Origin of the sequence: Alteribacter lacisalsi (genome assembly GCF_003226345.1) — a bacterium.
Lineage (GTDB): Bacteria > Bacillota > Bacilli > Bacillales > Salisediminibacteriaceae > Alteribacter > Alteribacter lacisalsi.
This window is the reverse complement of record NZ_PDOF01000002.1, coordinates 417,100-435,764: the sequence shown is the minus strand read 5'-3', so window position 1 is coordinate 435,764 and position 18,665 is coordinate 417,100. Positions and strand designations below refer to the sequence as shown.

The 18,665-nt window shown below is 52.0% G+C and carries 16 protein-coding genes; 2 read left to right on the top strand and 14 right to left on the bottom strand.

What is annotated here, in order from left to right; translation table 11 throughout:
- Positions 1–80: 80 nt before the first annotated feature.
- The 8 genes from CR205_RS13600 to CR205_RS13565 form a co-directional block, all read right to left on the bottom strand.
- On the bottom strand, positions 81–1,508 hold the full coding sequence (locus CR205_RS13600) for an aldehyde dehydrogenase family protein (protein ID WP_110520658.1): 1,428 nt from the start codon (positions 1,506–1,508) through the stop codon (positions 81–83).
- A gap of 164 nt (positions 1,509–1,672) precedes the next feature.
- Positions 1,673–2,935 (bottom strand): MFS transporter, encoded by a 1,263-nt coding sequence (locus CR205_RS13595; protein ID WP_110520657.1) that lies wholly within the window; start codon positions 2,933–2,935, stop codon positions 1,673–1,675.
- 303 nt (positions 2,936–3,238) lie between these two features.
- A complete protein-coding gene (locus CR205_RS13590; RefSeq protein ID WP_236634837.1) occupies positions 3,239–4,321 on the bottom strand; it encodes an MraY family glycosyltransferase in 1,083 nt (360 codons plus the stop codon).
- Between the two features lie 96 nt (positions 4,322–4,417).
- A complete protein-coding gene (locus CR205_RS13585) occupies positions 4,418–5,659 on the bottom strand; it encodes a phosphotransferase (protein WP_110520656.1) in 1,242 nt (413 codons plus the stop codon).
- A complete protein-coding gene (locus CR205_RS13580) occupies positions 5,643–6,953 on the bottom strand; it encodes an oligosaccharide flippase family protein (RefSeq protein WP_110520655.1) in 1,311 nt (436 codons plus the stop codon). The genes CR205_RS13585 and CR205_RS13580 overlap by 17 nt, the downstream gene beginning before the upstream one ends.
- Before the next feature lie 119 nt (positions 6,954–7,072).
- A complete protein-coding gene (locus CR205_RS13575; RefSeq protein ID WP_110520654.1) occupies positions 7,073–7,885 on the bottom strand; it encodes a glycosyltransferase family 2 protein in 813 nt (270 codons plus the stop codon).
- The gene (locus CR205_RS13570; RefSeq protein WP_110520653.1) at positions 7,882–9,063 is read right to left on the bottom strand and encodes a glycosyltransferase family 4 protein; all 1,182 of its coding nucleotides are present in this window, start codon (positions 9,061–9,063) and stop codon (positions 7,882–7,884) included. Before CR205_RS13570 ends, CR205_RS13575 begins: the two co-directional genes overlap by 4 nt.
- Before the next feature lie 21 nt (positions 9,064–9,084).
- Positions 9,085–10,191 carry an EpsG family protein gene (locus CR205_RS13565; RefSeq protein WP_161524780.1) on the bottom strand — a complete coding sequence of 369 codons (1,107 nt, stop codon included), beginning with the start codon at positions 10,189–10,191 and terminating at the stop codon, positions 9,085–9,087.
- Between the two features lie 269 nt (positions 10,192–10,460).
- On the opposite strand from CR205_RS13565, the gene CR205_RS13560 reads away from it, so the two are divergent.
- On the top strand, positions 10,461–11,414 hold the full coding sequence (locus CR205_RS13560; protein WP_110520651.1) for an LCP family glycopolymer transferase: 954 nt from the start codon (positions 10,461–10,463) through the stop codon (positions 11,412–11,414).
- Between the two features lie 83 nt (positions 11,415–11,497).
- On the opposite strand, the gene CR205_RS13555 is transcribed toward CR205_RS13560, so the two are convergent.
- From CR205_RS13555 to CR205_RS13545, 3 genes are all read right to left on the bottom strand, one after another.
- Positions 11,498–12,220 carry a bacteriorhodopsin gene (locus tag CR205_RS13555; protein WP_110520650.1) on the bottom strand — a complete coding sequence of 241 codons (723 nt, stop codon included), beginning with the start codon at positions 12,218–12,220 and terminating at the stop codon, positions 11,498–11,500.
- A 134-nt stretch (positions 12,221–12,354) separates the two neighbouring features.
- Positions 12,355–13,101, bottom strand: a complete 747-nt coding sequence (locus CR205_RS13550) for an aminoglycoside phosphotransferase family protein (protein ID WP_110520649.1) — start codon at positions 13,099–13,101, stop codon at positions 12,355–12,357.
- Positions 13,102–13,114: 13 nt separating this feature from the next.
- Positions 13,115–13,573, bottom strand: coding sequence for a GNAT family N-acetyltransferase (locus tag CR205_RS13545; RefSeq protein ID WP_110520648.1), 459 nt, complete (start codon positions 13,571–13,573; stop codon positions 13,115–13,117).
- A gap of 253 nt (positions 13,574–13,826) precedes the next feature.
- Here CR205_RS13545 and rsgA point away from each other — a divergent pair, with 253 nt between their 5' ends.
- The gene (gene rsgA, locus CR205_RS13540) at positions 13,827–14,894 is read left to right on the top strand and encodes a ribosome small subunit-dependent GTPase A (RefSeq protein ID WP_236634836.1); all 1,068 of its coding nucleotides are present in this window, start codon (positions 13,827–13,829) and stop codon (positions 14,892–14,894) included.
- Positions 14,895–15,226: 332 nt separating this feature from the next.
- Here the strand turns inward: rsgA and CR205_RS13535 are convergent, their stop codons facing one another.
- The 3 genes from CR205_RS13535 to CR205_RS13525 all read right to left on the bottom strand — a co-directional run bounded on the left by CR205_RS13535 (position 15,227) and on the right by CR205_RS13525 (position 18,652).
- On the bottom strand, positions 15,227–16,717 hold the full coding sequence (locus CR205_RS13535; RefSeq protein WP_110520646.1) for a protein adenylyltransferase SelO: 1,491 nt from the start codon (positions 16,715–16,717) through the stop codon (positions 15,227–15,229).
- Between the two features lie 211 nt (positions 16,718–16,928).
- Positions 16,929–17,543, bottom strand: coding sequence for a response regulator transcription factor (locus tag CR205_RS13530; protein ID WP_110520645.1), 615 nt, complete (start codon positions 17,541–17,543; stop codon positions 16,929–16,931).
- Positions 17,540–18,652: a sensor histidine kinase gene (locus CR205_RS13525; RefSeq protein WP_110520960.1), complete on the bottom strand. Its 1,113-nt coding sequence runs from the start codon at positions 18,650–18,652 to the stop codon at positions 17,540–17,542. Before CR205_RS13525 ends, CR205_RS13530 begins: the two co-directional genes overlap by 4 nt.
- Between the last annotated feature and the right edge of the window lie 13 nt (positions 18,653–18,665).

Below are 18,665 nucleotides of genomic sequence, written 5' to 3'. Positions count from 1 at the left end.
AAATATATTTTAAAAGCCGTATTGAATAGAAATATTCAATACGGCTTTTTTTATATTGCTTTGTCCCAAAGACTTCGTTTTTACGACGATGGCAGCCCGTGAACGGATTTCACCTCGAGATATTCCTCAATCCCGAAGTCACCCCATTCGCGGCCGATGCCGGACTGCTTGTAGCCGCCGAACGGTCCGTTGAAGTCGGTTTTAGCGTCGTTAATCTTAATTCGGCCTGCTCGGATGTTTGTGGCCACGTGCCGGATTGCATCCGGGTCCTTTCCAACTATATAGCCGGCGAGACCGTAAATCGTGTCGTTTGCCATTTCAATAGCCTGATCCAGGTCTTCGTAAGTGAAGATGGTCGTGACCGGTCCGAAGATTTCCTCCTGGGCAATTACCGCATCTTGAGAGACGTCTGTAAAAATTGTCGGACGGGCATAATACCCTTTCTCAAGCCCCTCCGGCTTCCCGGTTCCTCCTGCGAGTAGTGTGGCTTCTTTTTCCCCTTTTTCAATATAGGACTGCACCGTTTCCCACTGATCCTCAGACACGAGGGGACCGGTGGCGATGCCTTCTTTACGGGGATCTCCAACCGGAAAGTCCGGGAGCATGGCCACAATCGTTTTTTCAAACTCCTCTTTCATCGACTGCGGGATTAATACTCTCGTTCCCGCCGAGCAGACCTGTCCAGTGTTAGTCATGATGTTGGACAGAGCTGTCTTTGCTGCCTCTTTCACATCCGCATCTTCAAGCACGACAATTGGTGATTTGCCGCCAAGCTCCAATGCGACCTTCTTAATTGTTTCTGCACCGTTCTGCATGATTTTCTCCCCTACACCGCCGGAGCCTGTAAACGAGACAAAATCAATATCGGGATGGGAGCTGATGCCGTTTCCGATCACAGATCCTGTGCCGTTCACGAGGTTGAACGCTCCTGCAGGCAGACCTGCTTCGTCAATGATTTCTGCGAGAATCATAGCCGCAAACGGTGTCTTGGATGCCGGTTTCAGTACAACCGGGCTGCCTGCCGCAATAGCGCTGGCAATTTTTGTTGCGGCCTGGTTTGTCGGAAAGTTCCATGGGGTGATCAGTCCGCTCACGCCGATGGAATCTTTGATGAGCGTATGTCGGCCGCGGTCCTCTATGAAGGAGAAGTCCTTAAGAGATCTGGCCGCCTGCTTAAAGTGACCAAGACCCGCCGGATAGTGGACTTCTTCAGAGACAGAGAGCGGTGCCCCCAGTTCATCAGTCATCACCTCAATCAGTTCCTCTTTTCTTGCCTTGTATCCTTCTGCAATTTTCTGGAGCCACTCGATCCGCTGTTCCTTCGAGGACTTCGAAAACGTTGGGAATACCGCCCTTGCAGCTTTTACTGCTTTATCAAGATCTTCTTCCGTACCTGAACTGATCGTGCCCATTACTTCCTCGGTTGCGGGATTGATCACGTCAATCGTGTCAGAGCCGGTGGATTCCACCCATTCGCCATTAATAAAGTGTTTCGTCTGATTTCTCATGAAAAAACTCCTTTTTATTAATCTGATTGTCACTCTTTTTCCATTATTCGTGTACAGCACTTCTATTCCCGGCGCGGCCGTGTCTAAAACAATCACAAAAAAGGAGATGACTCTATCGTGAAGTCATCTCCGTTACAGTTTTATGGCCAGCGTTTTCTCTATATTTACTCTTCCCTATCATCATTCTCCTGCTCTTCGGCGTCCCGCTTCCGTCTTCGCTGACGGTAGCCATAGGTGGTTTTCAGGACGGTTTCCTCACTTTCCAGTCCGGCTCCGACTGCACCGACGATCGTGGCCACCGAAGCCGTGAGCCAGGCAAGAAGGAAGTAGCTGCCTGCGTCAACCAGGCTGCCGGTTTCCTGCTCCATTAAGGATGACGGAATAAAGAGCGAAGCAGTACCCAGAAACAGGAAGTACAATATAATGTAGTAAAAGATAACGCCCACAAGCAGGGTGAGAACGGTTGCCACATTGTAGCGTCTGACGATGAATTTCGAACCGTGCTCCTCAGGTTTTTCCCATAAATTGTGAGCGACGATAAACCAGGTTACGATGGCGGTGACCGCCACCACCATGAGGGAGATATACCGTGCCGGTCCGAACTCCTCACTCATCATCCACAAATTCGGGAATATAAGTCCGTAGGCCCCGGTCGCAAACGCGACAGCCAAGACACTTTTAAAGGAGGGGAAGATCGTCCAGGGACGGTTCGCGTACATCATCCCTGAAATTAAGCGGAAGCTGCCGGTCAATCTTGATTTGACCAGGTAACGCACATCGAGGTCCCCGTCTTCGATCTCATCCTCATCATCATCAGAAGAAGAGGATTCATCCATCGTTATTCTTGTAATCGGAGACAAACGTTCCGTCATCCTGGTGCTCATCAGCTCTTTCGTTCCTTTTTCCTTCACCTCATTGTCCTGTTCGGAACGCTCCATCCGGCCTTCTTCCTGGTCCCGGTCTTCCTCGGAACTGCCGTGATACATTTCGCTTGCCATCTGGATGATCGCTTCACGTACCCGCTTTTTCATCGGAGAAGCGCCGAGAGACGGGAGGGAAATAACCGCCAGATTTCTCTTCACGCTTACATCGGCCACCACGAGAATCCGCTTCTGAAAGAGTGGGAGATCAGTCACGCAAATCGCCATGTCCCACTCTCTCTGCCGCTTACTGTTCTCCACTTTACCGAGAATGTGTTTCGAGTTTCCTGCCGTGCCGGTCAGAGGGTCGGTAACGGATTCGACCTGCCAGTTCACTTTCTGATCCACGTAACGTGAGAGCAGATCGGGTAAATCGTCCACCACCTTCGAAACAATTTCTTCAGGCAGTTCAGGAGCAGGCACCAGTCCCAGGGTGATGTCTTTTTTTTGTTTGGATGTGTCGTCGTTTTCATTGCTCTGCTGCGTGTTTTTCTGATCGATACTCATGATTGCCTCCTGTGCCGTTTATTGTCTGTACCACCTTTGTTACCCGTTCAGGCTGGCTGAAATGCATGTTTTCAAAAATTAACAGGGATTTTTTATGTGAAGAAATAATGATATGGCAGAGAGTATTTAAAAACTTGTTTAAGATGGTTTAGTTTTTCTTCATTTCTTCTCTGCTTTCCCTGCGTTGTGAAGAGACTCGGCCTCTGTCTCATCGAAAACCACCACAAATAAACACTAAAAACGGCCCTCACGTGAGGGCCGGCTGGTAATGCCGGGTCTCTTCCCGGCTTATTTTACGTTTTGTCAGCTCGTCCGTGTGAACCAGCGCTTGCAAAGCTGGGCCATTTGCTGAAACGGCTGGTATTCTTTGCTTACCATGCCGATTTTTTCGGCGAAAATCCCAAACGAGATCAGATAGATGATAAAAAACAGGATGCTCATCCAGAGCGTCACCTGGGTGGCAAGAATGCCGAGCAGGGCAAATGCGGCGCTGATGCCGTATATGAGCAGGACCGCATTTCTGTGGGTCATGCCGAATTTGATCAGGCAGTGATGAACATGATTTTTATCCGCTTCGGCAATCGACTGTTTGTTCATTCTGCGCCTCACCATGGCGTAAACCGTATCGGAGATCGGTACGGCAAGGATGAGAATCGGGATGACGAAGGCAACCATCGTCGCTGACTTGAGCTCAAGCAGCGAGACGGAAGCGAGTACGTACCCGAGAAACAGGGAGCCCGAGTCGCCCATGAAAATACTGGCCGGGTAAAAGTTGAACAGCAGGAAGCCGAGTACGGCGCCGATAAACAGGACGAGCATGAAGGCGGTCATCCAGTGTCCCATTGAAATCGACACGATCAGCAGCGCTGTGGCTGCAATTGCCGACACGCCGGCTGCAAGCCCGTCCAGGCCGTCAATCAGGTTCACAGCGTTCGTAATGGCCAGAATCCAGAAGATCGTGATCGGAATCGCCAGGTAGTGAAAATGAATGGTGTATTCGGTAAATGGAACGGCAATGTCTTCGATTCTAAGTCCGAAGTAAACCGTTACAAGGGCTGCAGCGATCTGACCGGCTACTTTCACCTTTGCCCCGAGATCGACGATGTCGTCAATAATCCCCGTGAGAACGATGATGCCTCCCCCAAGGAGAAGTGCGTAGCCGATATTGGTCGCCACAATGTCCGTAAATTGCACAAAACCAATGTAACTGATGGCAAACGACAGATATATGGCAACGCCGCCAAGTCTCGGCATGGCCCGTTTATGCACTTTTCGCTGGTTTGGACGGTCGACAGCTCCCACGAGAGGAGCCACACGCTTAATGATCGGGGTGAACAAAACGCTGAGCAAAAGGGCAGCCAGCAGGCCAAGTACGTGATGATCCACTTGTGCGATCTCCTTTCAGGGTACATTTCCGTGTGCTTTCTTTCCTATTCCCGCGGTCATTTGACAGTAACCCCGGTTCGTCTCTATTTTTCGAAATTACATTTGCGAGAGTAACTCTTTCATTTTTGCAGTCAGGGGCGCCAGGTTGGATCGGCGCTGACGTTCGAATTCATCCTTACTGAGCAGGTCGAGCCAGTAGACGGCGAGCGCGTACAGGAACAGAAGCCGATCCCCGTTTGACAGGTGAAAACGCCCGGGGTTATTCAGATACAGTTCCTCAACCTCTGTGAACGATACTCCTCCCCGGCCGAGCAGTTTGACTGCGTCGATGACTTTCGGCGCAATACGAATGCTGGCCCAGTCTATTATTTTAAACGTTTTATCTGATTCTATAAAGATATTTTCTCCATGAAAGTCACCATGGACCGGACTAAAACGCACCTCTTTACGAAATAGACGATGCAACTGCTGATCTGTTACACATTTTTCTATTTCTTTAAACAGCGCTTTCGTCTCCCCACTGTACCCTCTCCGGTTCAAATAGGCATTTACACGCTTCAACAGGTACCGGTTTGCTTTTTTCCGGTCAGCCCTGTCAAAAAGGTCAAGAGGCAGGTTGCGGATGACGCGGACGAGCCAAAGCTGTTCCACTCGCTCCCCTGCCGTTCTTCCCGGAATGTGGCGCCGGAGTTTTTTCTCATCGGTTCCGGTAATGCTCTCGAGCACGTCCAGGGCCTGGAGAACATCCGTGTGTTGGTATTCTGAGCTGAGCAGACGGCCCGCTGCTTTTTCCTGAGTAATGAGCACCAGACCACCTGCCTTTTTGACTGACACCACTTCCGGGGTGTGCCGGACAAGGGCAGAAGATGACGGGAGTACCTGGGTATAAAATGCCATTTCCCGCTTTTTTTCCTGCGCTGAAATGACTTTTGTAAGGTAGATACGGCCGTCATCAGAGCGGTGTTCATAGATACAGAGATGCTCGAGCCCGGTCGTGTAAATCATCCGGGAACGTGTCCCTGTGCTTCGGCCGATCGTGTCTTCAATTTCCGGGAGCGCCTCCAGTACGGTCTTCTGCTCGGAAGCACTCAGACCGCCCCATTTTGTCTCAACCGCCCGCTCAAAATGCCCGCTTTCGCCGAAGCAGATCGTCAGCTTTTTGCGGACAATGTAGTCGGCCGGAGATTTCTTAAGAATGGCCTCGCCAAAAAGAATCGCCTTCTCATAGTCTTTACTTGCATAGAGATGCTTGAACGATCGGTGCGCCTTTCGGTTCGTCATAAGCCGCTGGAAAGTGAGCCCGGCGATGGTCCGTCCTTTTTTAAGAATGCTGGTCATAAGGTGCGTCCTCCTTTTTGCTCCGGTGTTCCGTGTGAAGCAGAAGGAACGTGGCGGCGATCACAACGATGTTGGAAACGGCGCCTATCAGGCTGTAGACAATTACCGTTTCAAGCGCCCCGAGAAACAAGCCGCCCAGAACGAGGCTTACAAGCCCTGCCGTTACGAACACGGCGTTTACGATGAGCAGAAACTTCTGCCAGCCTTTGATGAGAATCACCTTGAGTGCCGGCTCCCTCAGGTAGATAAAGAAGTGCCAGATGATCACCCAGCGGGCAATTTCCCCGGCTCCGGTCCACTCGACTCCGAGGACAAATGTGAACAGCGGCGGTGAAATTACAATCAGGGCAAGGACCGGGGCGATGCCTGCTGCGAAAAGGACAGCGGTCATTTTCCGGTAGGCCGGGTACAGGCTGCGCCCGTCCTGATGAATCGTCGTGGCTTTTTTCAGGAACACCTGGCCGAGGGACTGGGCGAAAATGTTGACCGGCGTCTTAATGAGCCGGACCGACAGATAGTACAGCCCGACAATCGCCGGACCAAAGAAATAGGCAAGGACAAACGGCGGCGAATTGTTGGCAAGATTGTTGACGAGAGTGTTCGGTGCATTGAATTTCGGATACTGGCTGAAGGTGACGGCAGCCGTCCGGATCTCGTGGATCGACGGGCGATGAACCGTATTGAGACCGGTCGTTCGAACCGCTTTCCACCATAGCAGAGCCGCGTTCAGGAAGTTCCCGAACATCTGGCCGGCCACAAGGCCCATGGTGGAGGCGGTCTGAAGCCCGAGTCCAATCTGCACGGCCGCCCGGCTGCCGTTATTGGCCACGTTCGTATAGGAAAGCACCTTGTACGATTCGTGGCGGTTCATCCAGTATTTTAAAATGGCGATGGCCCCGAAAAACACGAGCGACAGGGGCACAAGCCAGAGAATGGTTCCGAGTTCATCGATCTGAAACACGGATAAAAACATGTCGCCCGCGACATAGATCAGTATGTACAGAAGCGCCGTTGCGGCAATAAGGATCCACAGGGTCAGGTAGACGACCGAAATGGCTTCCCGCTCATTCCTGGCGGTGACGATGGCATACTCGTACTTCATGGTCATGAAGATGGTCAGAATCGCGACAATCGAGGTGTAGATCGACAGGGTTCCGAACGCATCGGGCGAGTACAGGCGGGTGAGGATCGGAACCGCCGCAATCGTAATCACCTGGGCCAGTGCCGTCCCGGAAAAAAGGACGAGGACATTTCTGACGAATTTATTTTTCTTCCATTTCTGCAGCTGCTTCATAGACTTGACGGCACCTTTATCTTTTTATTGGCTGTTCTCTTGGAATGAGTGTTGTTATTTTGCGCTTCAGGCGGATGCTTTCCGCGGGCAGGGCCTCAGCCTCCTCGGGAAGGGCCTCTTTACACCTGCTCCCTGCTTTTTCTAAGCTGGACCCGAACGGCACGCGGCAGGAGTCCGTAAGCGAACTTTGCTGCCGGAAACACGTAATAATAAGGCGGGACACCGGCCTTTTTTAAATACTTAAGCTGAAGTGCCGTCGTCCGGGTTAAAAACGCAAGCCGCTTTTTCCGCTCAAACGCCTGGTTGCGGTGGGCCCGCTTGGCGGTCAGCGCGTAGGGGATCTGGCCGATGCGGTGCCCGTTTGTGACGAGCCTGAGCCACAGCTCCGTATCGAACTGGGATTTCCGGGTTTCGTCGTACGCCCCTTCTGCTTCGAGAGCTTCTTTTCTGATCATCACCGAGCTGTGAATCACCGGATTTTTAATGTAGACCCGGTCGGTCACATCGAGCGGGTCTTCCCCGGTTTCGCTGATTTCGCGCCACTCGGGCTCGTCTTCGTTCAGGAGGGTAAACGCCCTCGTACAGAGCACGGTATATTCAGGGTTGCTGCGGCCAGCCTCGTGCTGAATCCGGGCTTTTTCCGGATGAATTGGATCGTCGTCATCCACGATCATGATATACGTTCCTTTACAGTGTTCGACACCAAGGTTCAATGCCCTGCCTCGACCGACACCTTTCGTTGTGACCAGTGTAACAGGAAAGCGGTTTTCGTTGGCAAATTTCCGGATCCGTTCGTTCGTGCGGTCGGTGGAGCCGTCGTCCACCACGACGAGTTCAAAATCCCTGAATGTCTGATTCCGGATGCTTTTCAATGTTTCCATAAACAAATCTCCGCCGTTTTTGACGGTGCATAAAAACGATACAGCTGTCATTCGACCACCCTTTTATCTGAGGCAGCAAGCGCTTTTGAGACGTCCTTTTCCATGAGCTTGTCCTCGTACAGTCTAATGTGCTTGCTGATGTTGTTTTCTGTTGAATACGTCTGTTTTGCCCGCTCGACGCTCCGTTGTTTTTCCTGCTCGGCTGCGGCATTGTCCGTGTAAAAGCGGGCGATTTTCTCAACGAAATCCTCCGCCGTACGGCCCACATTATCGTCTTTTCCAACCACTTCCTCCGAGCCGCCGGCATTGGTGGTAAACACGATTGTACGGCTGGCCATCGCTTCAACGAGGGTCCGTCCGAACGATTCCGTATCCGGATCCGAAGTAAGGACAAAGTAATTGATATCACTGTAAAACCGGCGCATGTCTTCAAACGGCGTGTTGATTTTCCCGTCAAAACGGCTACCTAGGAGCTCGTTCATATCTTTGAAAATCGCTTCCACAGCTTCAAAGCACGGCTGCTCATGACAGCCTACGGCCATACTCACCTTCACTTTTCCCGGAAACCGTTCTTCCAGCCCTTGTGAAATATCAACCGCGAGCGGCCAGTTTTTCCAGCCTGCGTAACGTCCGGCAAAGCCCACGTGCAGCTCTTTTTCCCCGGAGTGACCGGCGGTCTGGTCCTCATAAAGCTCTCCGGCCGTGTTTTCAATCACCCTGAAATCGAGACGCCGGCTGTATTTAAACTTTTCAAGCCCCTCTTTCCACATGTCCCGGTTATGTTTCGTTGTGGTGACGAGTACGTCTGCTTTTTTCAGAAAAAGATAGAACAGCAGTTTTACCGGTTTCCCGTACTTTGAGTACAGACCGCGCTCAGTATGAACGACCACGTTGGACTGGGGGATCAGCCGCAGAAACTTCAGGAGCGCTACGATAAAGAAGCTCGCCTGGGCGTGGGAGTGAATCAGTTCCGGCCGTTTTCCGCGGATGATTTTTCGCATTCGGTTGATATACCCTAGAAAACGCCACGGTTTTTTAACGAGCTGCTTGAGCTTTGGGGTCCCAGTCAATGTAAACGACTCGATTTGACGGCACTTTTTCGGGGGCTTGCCGGGCTGTACGAGTCCGATATGGTGCTGTTTTTTCATCTCGTTCAGAATGATTTTCGTTGATTCCTGTTCTCCTCCGATCGTGTCCACGTTGTTGTCTACAACATAAAGGATGTCCATCACATCACCTCATTTTCTAGATTAATAGCCAGGGAGCCGGGCAAAATACGGGGTTACATCAAAGAAGAAAACCATGAGCACGGCAATCAGAATCGTGCCGGCAATCCCTGCTGTCTTCATGCGTCCCGTCATTCTGGTGATCGGGTAAAACAGAAGAATTGGGACGAGAAACCAGGCAAACATGGCAATCCGGTCGGAATAGGCGATAAAGGCAAACAGGGTGAACACAACGCTTAACGCCAGATAGCATTTTAAAATCCACATGTACCATTCGTCTTTTCGGAGATACAGATAGTAAAAGGCCGCTCCCCAGACTGCCCAGAACAAGGTGAAACCGAGAAAATCGAGGCGGTTCACAATGCCCCCGTAACGGTCCACAAACTCATCGGAGGTAAAGCGGAGGACCGTGTCCTCCACTGTTCCTCCGACAAGTCCAGCCACGGTGATCATGATCTGCTGATGCATTCCTGTAAGCATGAGCAGGGTGCCAAGCCCAAGAGCGCCGATCAGGAAAGCGACAGAAATGCGCAGCTTACGGATGAGCAGCAGCCCTGCCGTGATGATTCCTGAAATATGAAAAAGGGAAGCGGCGGCAACGAGAAGAATGCCTTTTATGTAGCGGTCTTCTTTCAGCATCACAATCATCAGAAGCATCAGATGAATCACAAAGCCCTGACGGATAATGTTAGTCGCGAGGTTAAAGTACTCAAAAAAGCTTACATAGCCAAACAGCAGAAGCGGAAGATAAGACACGGGCACGACTTTTTTCAGAGTGAAAAAAAGCAGGACCCACATGAGCATGGCGGTCAGTCCGATAAAAAATGTCTGTGACGTGGTCAGGACGCTTACGAGCCACTGATAAACCACAAATCCAGGTTCCCAGCGGACGCTGGCAAGGGCTTCGGGCATTGTCAAAGTGCTGTTCAGATGAAGCTGCGCCAGATACCTGCTCATATCACCGGTAACAGGAGCTGCCAGCACAGCGGCAATAAAAAGAAAGGTTAACGCTGCGGTTACAGGATACGGCTGGTGGATTGTATAACGGTATAGTGTGCCGGGATGTTTTGGCTGCCATAGGTTTGCGGTCTGCAGCCCAACCCAGATGGCGATGAGAAAATAAATCAGCAAGGGGCTCCTCCTCGTGCGCAAAAGTGCATGTTTCTTGTTACAAAAGTCATAGTTTGAACTTGGTGTTTTCAGGAAAAAGACATAGTACCTATTCAGTATGGCTTTTACCGGTACTCTTTCCGGGATTTGGATCTGCAAAACCCTTTTTTGACTAAATCGTTACATTTTTTACAGAGAAGTTACTTTTGTTGCTTTAATTTTGATAAGGTGGGTACAGTTGTTTTATAGTGAAACGATTGATTTGCTGATCATAAAATCAGGGGGACATTATGAAGAAATTTCTACTTATCACCGGCGGCGTTATGCTGCTCCTGATCTTGGCAGCCGGGGGTTACGGCTATTACCTTTATGATTCGGTTCAGGAGACGGTTGATTCTCAGATGCACGTGGAGCTGGAGCGGAACGAGTCGTCCGGGCGCGAAGGTGAAGTGAATATGGATGAATTTGAGCCTGTCTCGTTTCTGTTAATCGGTGTGGATTCGGAAGGCGTTCAGGAGGGGCTGTCCGATACGATGATCGTGGTGACGGTAAATCCTGATGAGGATTCAATGCGGATGGTCAGTCTGCCCCGGGATACACGGGTGGAGATTCCCGGGTACGACATGATGGATAAGATCAATCATGCCTATGGGTTTGGCGGTCCTGAACTGGCGATCGCAACAGTGGAAAATTACCTGGACATTCCGCTTGATTACTTTATGACGGTGAACATGGACGGATTTGAGGAGATGGTCGATTCCGTCGGCGGTGTAACCGTGGAAAATCCATTTGCATTTGATCAGAACAGCATTGATTTTGAAGAGGGTGAACTGGACCTTAACGGTAAGGAAGCCCTCGCCTATGTCCGGATGCGGAGTGAAGATCCCCGCGGGGACATGGGGAGGAACGAGCGCCAGCGCCAGGTAGTCAATGCCCTGGTCGATGAAGGAGCGCAGTTCAGTTCGATCACGCGAGTCGAGAGTATTCTCGATGCGGTCGGAAGTAACGTGGTGACGAACCTGGACTTCGCCAAGATGCGGAAGCTGTTCGATAACTATGCGAGCGCCCGTCACAATCAGGATACGCTCGAAATTGAAGGCAGCGGCGAAACGATTGACGGGATCTGGTATCTGCAGGTGCCTGATGAGGAGCGGGAGCGTGTCAGCTCCGAGCTCCGTGCGCACCTTGAGCTTGATGACGCGGAGAACGATGGCGTCGCGGCTTCTTCGGAAGAGGACGAATAGAGAGTAGCCCGGCATGCGTGAGGCGTGCCGGGCTTTTTTATGTGCAGGCGGTTTTGGTCGGTGGTGTTCCTGAGTGATCCTGTTTATCCGGTTCTGACTCTTCCCGCTCCTTTGGCTCCCCCTCCACTGTTCAGCCTCCGCAGCAGAAACAGATCAAGCAGGCTGTAGCCGACTTTTGAAAACATGGGCAGCGTGACAAATAAGAACGTGTCCGTCGTCTGCCCCACATACCCCATCCCGGACGGGCCGATGTACCAGGCGACCGGGTAGCTGATCCAGAATACGGTCAGGTACAGGGCCAGGAAGCAGTAGATATTGTACAGTCGTCTGCCCTGCTTTTTTGCCAGAAGCCGCAGTTTTACCCAGATGAGCCACAGAATGACGATAAAGGCGGACACACCGGTAAAGTACCAGGTGAGTCTGACCCAGCCGGTGGAAAGATCAGCGATGAGCCCGGTCAGAATCATGATCACATCGGCGATGATGAGGGCGGCGATCAGGACGCCGTCTTTCTTGTCCAGATAATGCATGGCAGTGAGCGCGAGAGCGGTAAGAAGGAGCGGTGTCGTCACGACCCAGTCAAGGTAGCGGGCCACGTAGACGATTTCTCCTCCGATTATAATGTGCCCCTGTCCAAGAGCCATGCTCATATAGGCCAAACCCGACCAGGTCGGGATCATAAACGCGATCAGATACTCTACGCGGGATACGCCTTTTCTGTTCCGGCTCCAGACGGCGAACGTGATAGCGCCCGAGGCCATAACGGCTACATAAATCCAGTATAATAACACTTCGGTTTCGTTCATCTATTCCACACTTCCTGTGTTCAGGCATTGTTACCCATTATAGCCTGAACGATTGGAAAAGATAACACGGGGTTGGTGTGGGAGGGATCCGGTGTTTTTCCCACATGTTTCGCGTGTTCATGTTCGCCTGCGCTTTAGCCTGAGCAGAACTCCTGCACAATGGCGACCAGTGTCTCCCTTTTTTCCAAAGGTACGTGCTCGGACAATCTGGCTCCAGCCAGAATCGGCAGCCATGCCAGTACTTCCTCTTTCCTTGCTGCTTTTTTTCCGCAGTACAGCCGCAGATACATCTCGGCCATCTGGCTGGAAAATGTCAGGTACAACAGATACGTGCGGCAGATATCTGCATACTTGTTACCGGCACTCGCATCCACCCAGTCGAGAATCGCGACCTCCCCGCCTCCCTGAATCAGGTTAAACAGGTGAAAATCACCGTGGCAGAGGCTGTTCTCTGACGGCATCTGATCGAGCTTTTCAAGCAGCACCGATTGCTGTTTCGGACTGAGCAGCTGTGCGGTTATGATCTGACGGCTGAGTTTTTCTGCCATCCGCTCCAGGGGATCAGCCGTAAAGCTGTGTATGTGATCCTGGATGTCTATTGACAAGCGCAGGAAGTCTTCTGCCTGGTCCCTGTTTTCAAGAGCGCGTTCACCGAGGGTCCTTCCCTCTGCATACCGCATGGTGATCGCCTGTCTGCCTTCTTTGTGTGTAACCTCGAATATTTCCGGGACAGGCAGACCGCATGCGCGGGCAAATGTCTGTTTGTGTGCTTCTTTTTCTGCCTCGGTATCAGGCAGATGAGCCTTAAATACTTTGGTGATCCGGTCTTCGTGCAAATAAATGTCTGCCGTGTTTCCTTCTGCGATTTTTATATGAGACAAAGGGTTTCTCTCCTTAGTGTGTGAGATCGTATTTCGCCAGCTGCTCCCCCCACGAGGCCATTTCTGTTTCTGCAAATCCTGCTTTTTTGTATACGTGGCGGGCGCCGTTGTTATCCGGCTCGTAGCCGATCATGATGCACGGGCGTCCCTCGGTGTTCTGGTGCTCAATATCGTTAATGATCAGACGCAGGGCTTCGGTGCCGGATCCTTTTCCCTGATGGTTCTGGTCGATCATGAGGCGGTAAATCCAGTAATGACTGTCGTCTTTGTCGATGCCGTAGAGGGCAAAACCGATCATCGTGTCTTCCTTGTAAATCCCTTTAGCCTCGAAGTCTTCAAGGAACTGGACCTGGGCGATTGAGTACAGGTTCGATGCGACGAAGGATTTCTGGTCTTCCCGGACCTTAAGCTGAATGGCTTCCTCCCAGTTTGACCCATCGATTCTCTTTAGATGAAGTGTTCGTGATGACATATGATTTCCCCCTGAACAAACAGTTATCGTTTCACCTTTAACATATTTCGTCATCATCCGTTTTTTTCCTTTTTCCGTAACCAAATGTCCTGAGCGTGGTATAGTAAACAAAGACATGCATGAAAGGAGATGGTGTTTTATGGCTTACAAGTACAAGACGGAGATTGTGTTCAACAGGGAGGTACTTGCTGAATAGTTCATGCATATGACCTCCCAAAAGCTGTATTCTTACTACACTTTAGGAGGAAGGTTTTTGAACAATTACAAAACGAAAGAATTTGGATTTACAGACGAATGGATTGAAAAAGCCGGCGAGTTTGAGGACCTGCAGACAGGCAGGGTTACCTCACTGGCAAAAGGAATCTATAAACTGATTACCTCGCAGGGTGACATCAACGCTGAAATTTCCGGGAAATTCCGCTTTACCGCTGCAGGTCCACTTGACTACCCTACCGTGGGCGACTTTGTCATGATCAGACAGGAAGCAGGGAGTGCGATTATTCACCAAGTGCTTCCGCGAAAGAGCGTGCTTACCCGGAAAGAAGCTGGTATGACGCAGGAAAATCAGCTCATCGCAGCGAATGTTGACCGGATTTTTATCTGCATGTCCTTAAACAGCGACTTCAATTTACGACGATTGGAGCGTTATTTAACCATCACGTGGGACAGCGGGGCGACACCTGTGGTCGTTCTGACGAAGGCGGATCTCTGTGAGGATGTAACATCGAAGCTGGATGCCGTATCGGAAACGGCGTTTGGGGTCGATATTTTCGTGACCTCCTGTATGAGTGACGATGGATGGCAGAATGTTAAAGAATCCATAGCAAAAGAACAAACGGTCGCATTCATAGGATCATCGGGTGTCGGGAAATCGACGTTGATCAATGCCCTGCTTGGTGAGGATCTGATGGATACCAACGGGCTCCGCAACGATGATAAAGGAAGGCATACTACGACCAGGTGCGAGCTGTTTGTGATGCCCGATGGCGGTATTTTGATTGATACGCCCGGTATGCGCGAGCTCGGTGTGCAGTCAGTGGATCTTTCCCGGTCATTTTCCGATATCGATGAGCTTTCCACGGCGTGCCGCTTTAATGACTGTCAGCACGAATCCGAGCCCGGATGTGCTGTTAAAGAGGCAATCACCGAGGGGAAATTTACGGACGAACGCCTGCACAGCTATCGCAAACTGGAAAGAGAAGCTGCGTACGCTGAGATGAGGGCGCGAAAACGCGAAGAGGAAAAAATCAAGCGGATGTTCGGAAGTAAAAGTGAAATGAAGAAAAAGCTCAGTGAAGTAAAAGAAAAAAACAGAAGATAAACGAAAAGAAGTGCCTGGAGACGATCCGCTCGGGCACTTCTTTTTTTCGTTTGGCTCTGTTAAAGCTTGATGTTGTTTTTTAGTGAAAGTTGATTGGAGCGAACGCCCGACACTCCTGCGGGAAATGCACCGACGGAAGACCCCGCAGGGACGAGCGTTTACTTCGTGAATTCGCTTCGAGCTGCTTCGACGCAGACGCTTCGGAGCGATTCCGGCAGAGGAAGAAGCACGGTACTTCTTTGCTGGCTGCAGTGGTGCCCGCGGAAAGGGAGGGCAGTAAGCGTAAATCAACAATAGACTTTAACAGAGCCTTTCGTTTAATGAACGGTAGGTTACGTCCCGCAGTACGTCTGGTAGTTTTTCTCCGACTCAGGCGGCTCGATGTATTTGCCGTAGTCTTTCGTGTAGTCGTACGGGTCGGAAAGAGCGTCAAGGAGCTTTTCCATGACAGTAAAGTCACCTTTGCTGACAGCCGCTTCCAGCGCTTCTTCTACCTGGTGATTCCGGGGAATCACTGCCGGATTGGCTTTTTGCATCAGACGCGCAGCCTCTTCTGCCGGCTGATCCTGGCGGCCGAGACGGGCCTGCCATTTTTCATGCCAGTCGTGCAGGGCTTTGCTGCAAATGTCCCTGAAGGTCCCCTTAGTGAGGGCACGGAACGTGTTCGTGTAGTCGGCCTGCTGTTTTTCCATGGCGGTGAGAAGTTCTTCTATTAGGGCTTCGTCCTCGGTTTCTTCGTTGAAGAGTCCGAGCTTTGCCCGCATGCCGGTTAGCCATTGCTGTTTGTACAGTTTACTGAAAGTTGCCATTTCGGCCTGTGCCATTTCGACCGCTTTTTCCTGGTCATCATCGATAAGCGGGATGAGCGTTTCGGCGAAGCGGGCGATGTTCCAGCCGGTGATGTACGGCTGGTTGCCGTAGGCGTAGCGGCCCTGAACGTCAATCGAGCTGAACACAGTCGCCGGATCATACGTGTTCATAAACGCACACGGGCCGTAGTCGATCGTCTCGCCGCTGATCGTCATGTTGTCGGTGTTCATGACGCCGTGGATGAAGCCGGTAAGCTGCCATTTTGCGATCGTTTCGGCCTGGCGCTCGATGACCCGGTTGAGAAGAGACAGGTATGTGTTGGCGTCGCCGGCGATGTCCGGATCGTGGCGCTCGATGGCGTAATCGGCGAGGGCCTTCAGGTTGTCATAGCCGCCCCACTTGGCTGCGTACTGAAACGTGCCGAAGCGGAGATGGCTGGAGGCCACGCGGGTGAGGATCGCGCCTGGGAACTCAATTTCCCGCTGAACCCCTTCGCCGGTTGTGACGACAGCCAGGCTTCGGGACGTCGGGATGTTGAGGGCATGCATCGCCTCGCTGATAATGTGTTCCCTAAGCATCGGACCGAGCGCGGCACGGCCGTCGCCGCCGCGGGAAAATGGCGTGCGGCCGGACCCTTTCAGCTGGATGTCGACGCGTGTACCATCAGGTGTGATCTGTTCCCCGAGAAGCACGGCACGGCCGTCTCCGAGCATGGTGAAATTGCCAAACTGATGCCCGGCGTAGGCCTGGGCGATCGGCTCGGCGCCGAGCGGCATGTAGTTGCCCGCAAACGTAGCGGCGCCTTCAAGCGTGTCGAGTTTCTCGGCGTTCAGGCCGAGTTGTTCGGCGAGTTGCCGGTTTAATGTGATCGTTTCAGGATGGGGTACCGGAACCGGTTCCACCTGGGCAAAAAAAGCGTCAGGCAGGCGGCTGTAAGAATTGTCGAAGTTCCACCCGGTTTCAGCGTGGCTGTTGGCGTTGGTGTTCTCGTTTTGATTAGGGTTGTGAGTCATAGGCGCTCCTTTTTCGTTCGGCTTCAGAAGTGTTAGTTATACCTTTACCACATATTAAGGTGAATGTTAAGCGGGGACGGTTCTCATGTGACATTTTACCTTACATGTAGTGAGTGGACGCGGGCTGCTTCCGGTCCACGTCCCACTGTTAGTGAGCCCCTTTGGTTTTCATGCTGGAAAATGCAAAGTGAGAACCGTCCCCGATTCACATTTAGCGTTTCCAGTGGTGGATGGCGAGCTGGGTGCGGTCTCTGAGCTGCAGTTTTTCGAGGATGACGGACAGGGTGTTTCTCACTGTTCCTTCGCTGATATACAGGCGGGCGGCGATTTCACGGTTTGAGAGCCCTTCGGCGACGAGGGCACTGATGTCTTTTTCCCGTGGTGTGAGCGGATCTGCCGATTCTTTCTTCGCCCCTTGCGGCCGGCCGGACAGCTGTTTAAGGACGTCCGCATCGAGTACCGACGCGCCGGAGGCCAGAGTGCGGATCTGATGGGCCATGCTGGAGACCTGGGTTGATTTAATCAGGTAGCCTTCCGCCCCGGCGACAAGGGCGAGACGGATATTCTGTTCGTCTTTAAATGTGGTAAGCATCATAATCCGTATCTCCGGCCACGATTCTTTTATTCGCCTTGTTGCCTGGATGCCATCCATCTCCGGCATCTGAATGTCCATCAGGATCACATCGGGCAGGTGCTTTTTACAGGCCGCCATCGCCTCGGCACCGTTTGACACTGTTTCGGTCACAGTCATATCTGCTTCTCGTGAAAGAAGCATGCTCAGACTTCGGCATACCAAAGGATCATCATCTGCGATCAGAATTTTCATACCGGTTCACCTCCAGGGGTTTCTTTATCCAGCGGTAGCACACAGACGAGCTGAAAGCCGCGCGACTCGGCAGTGGACGAAATACTCCCGCCTGCTGCCCGCGCACGCTGCCGAAGATTTCGGATCCCGATTCCCCAGCGCCCCCGGACAGGCTCGGTCAGCCCGTCATTCAACACGGACAGCCTGACGATATATGGACTCACGACCAGTTCGATCTCCACCTTCTCGGCTTTTGAGTGACGTACCACATTTGTCAGGGCCTCTTTCAGACAGGGATAGAGGATGCTCCACAAGTGCACCGGGACTCTTGAGGTGTCTCCGTAAACCTGGAACTGCGCGGGGCATGCCGTAAAGCCGCCGGCGATTTCCCGAAGTCCCTCCGCTCCCAATTCCTTTACAGGCTTGATATTATGGACGGTTTCCCGCAGGTAGCGAGCCCCTTTGTCGAGACGTTCGCGGGCCTGAGTAAACATCTCCGCTGCCTGAGGGTCGTTTTCCTTCCACAGATGTTCAAACGCCTGAAGGGCAAGGACAGATGCCGTGAGCTCGTGGCCAACATCATCGTGGAGCTGTCTGGCCAGCCGGTTTCGTTCGGTAATCTCTGCCATTTGAGCAGCTTTGATGTTTGCCAGCAGGAGCTCCTCTTTCAGTTCTTCAAGCTCGTAGCGGTCATGGCGCTGGCGGTCAGCTTCCTCAAGATTTTTCCCAGCCTCCACCTTCCATGCCCGGATCAGCCCCCCGGAAAGACCGGCATACACGAGCACCACAGCGAGTGGCAGAGTGATTTCCCCGTAAAAAGTGGCAAACGTGAGTGCGGGCAAGGCAAACATCCACTTTCCCTTGAACATGCTCTCAAACAAAGGCACTGCCAAGGCAAAAACGGCAGGCGGCCAGTACAGAAAAGCCAGTATGGAGGCCGCCTGATCGAGAAGAAGGGTCCATGAAGGAAGAGTGAAGCGCCATCTGGCAAGGGTGATGACCCCAAGGCCCGCAAGCAGGATCACGCCGGCTTCCCCGCCGCCGTCCTGAATCCAGAGCATCGCGAGGAAAAATAAACCGGCGATCCGCCAGATATTTGCTGCTTTTTCGGCATTCAGCTTCCCTTTCATTCTGCCCACGTCC

What these genes read in the sequence shown, in the direction of transcription:
- CR205_RS13580 (WP_110520655.1), bottom strand. Translation starts at nt 6,953, where the DNA reads ATGAAGCAGCTGCAGAAATGGAAGAAAAATAAATTCGTCAGAAATGTC.
- CR205_RS13560 (WP_110520651.1), top strand. Translation starts at nt 10,461, where the DNA reads ATGAAGAAATTTCTACTTATCACCGGCGGCGTTATGCTGCTCCTGATC.
- CR205_RS13530 (WP_110520645.1), bottom strand. Translation starts at nt 17,543, where the DNA reads ATGAAAATTCTGATCGCAGATGATGATCCTTTGGTATGCCGAAGTCTG.
- CR205_RS13600 (WP_110520658.1), bottom strand. Translation starts at nt 1,508, where the DNA reads ATGAGAAATCAGACGAAACACTTTATTAATGGCGAATGGGTGGAATCC.
- CR205_RS13585 (WP_110520656.1), bottom strand. Translation starts at nt 5,659, where the DNA reads ATGACCAGCATTCTTAAAAAAGGACGGACCATCGCCGGGCTCACTTTC.
- CR205_RS13545 (WP_110520648.1), bottom strand. Translation starts at nt 13,573, where the DNA reads ATGTCATCACGAACACTTCATCTAAAGAGAATCGATGGGTCAAACTGG.
- CR205_RS13570 (WP_110520653.1), bottom strand. Translation starts at nt 9,063, where the DNA reads ATGGACATCCTTTATGTTGTAGACAACAACGTGGACACGATCGGAGGA.
- CR205_RS13525 (WP_110520960.1), bottom strand. Translation starts at nt 18,652, where the DNA reads ATGAAAGGGAAGCTGAATGCCGAAAAAGCAGCAAATATCTGGCGGATC.
- CR205_RS13555 (WP_110520650.1), bottom strand. Translation starts at nt 12,220, where the DNA reads ATGAACGAAACCGAAGTGTTATTATACTGGATTTATGTAGCCGTTATG.
- CR205_RS13535 (WP_110520646.1), bottom strand. Translation starts at nt 16,717, where the DNA reads ATGACTCACAACCCTAATCAAAACGAGAACACCAACGCCAACAGCCAC.
- CR205_RS13575 (WP_110520654.1), bottom strand. Translation starts at nt 7,885, where the DNA reads ATGACAGCTGTATCGTTTTTATGCACCGTCAAAAACGGCGGAGATTTG.
- CR205_RS13595 (WP_110520657.1), bottom strand. Translation starts at nt 2,935, where the DNA reads ATGAGTATCGATCAGAAAAACACGCAGCAGAGCAATGAAAACGACGAC.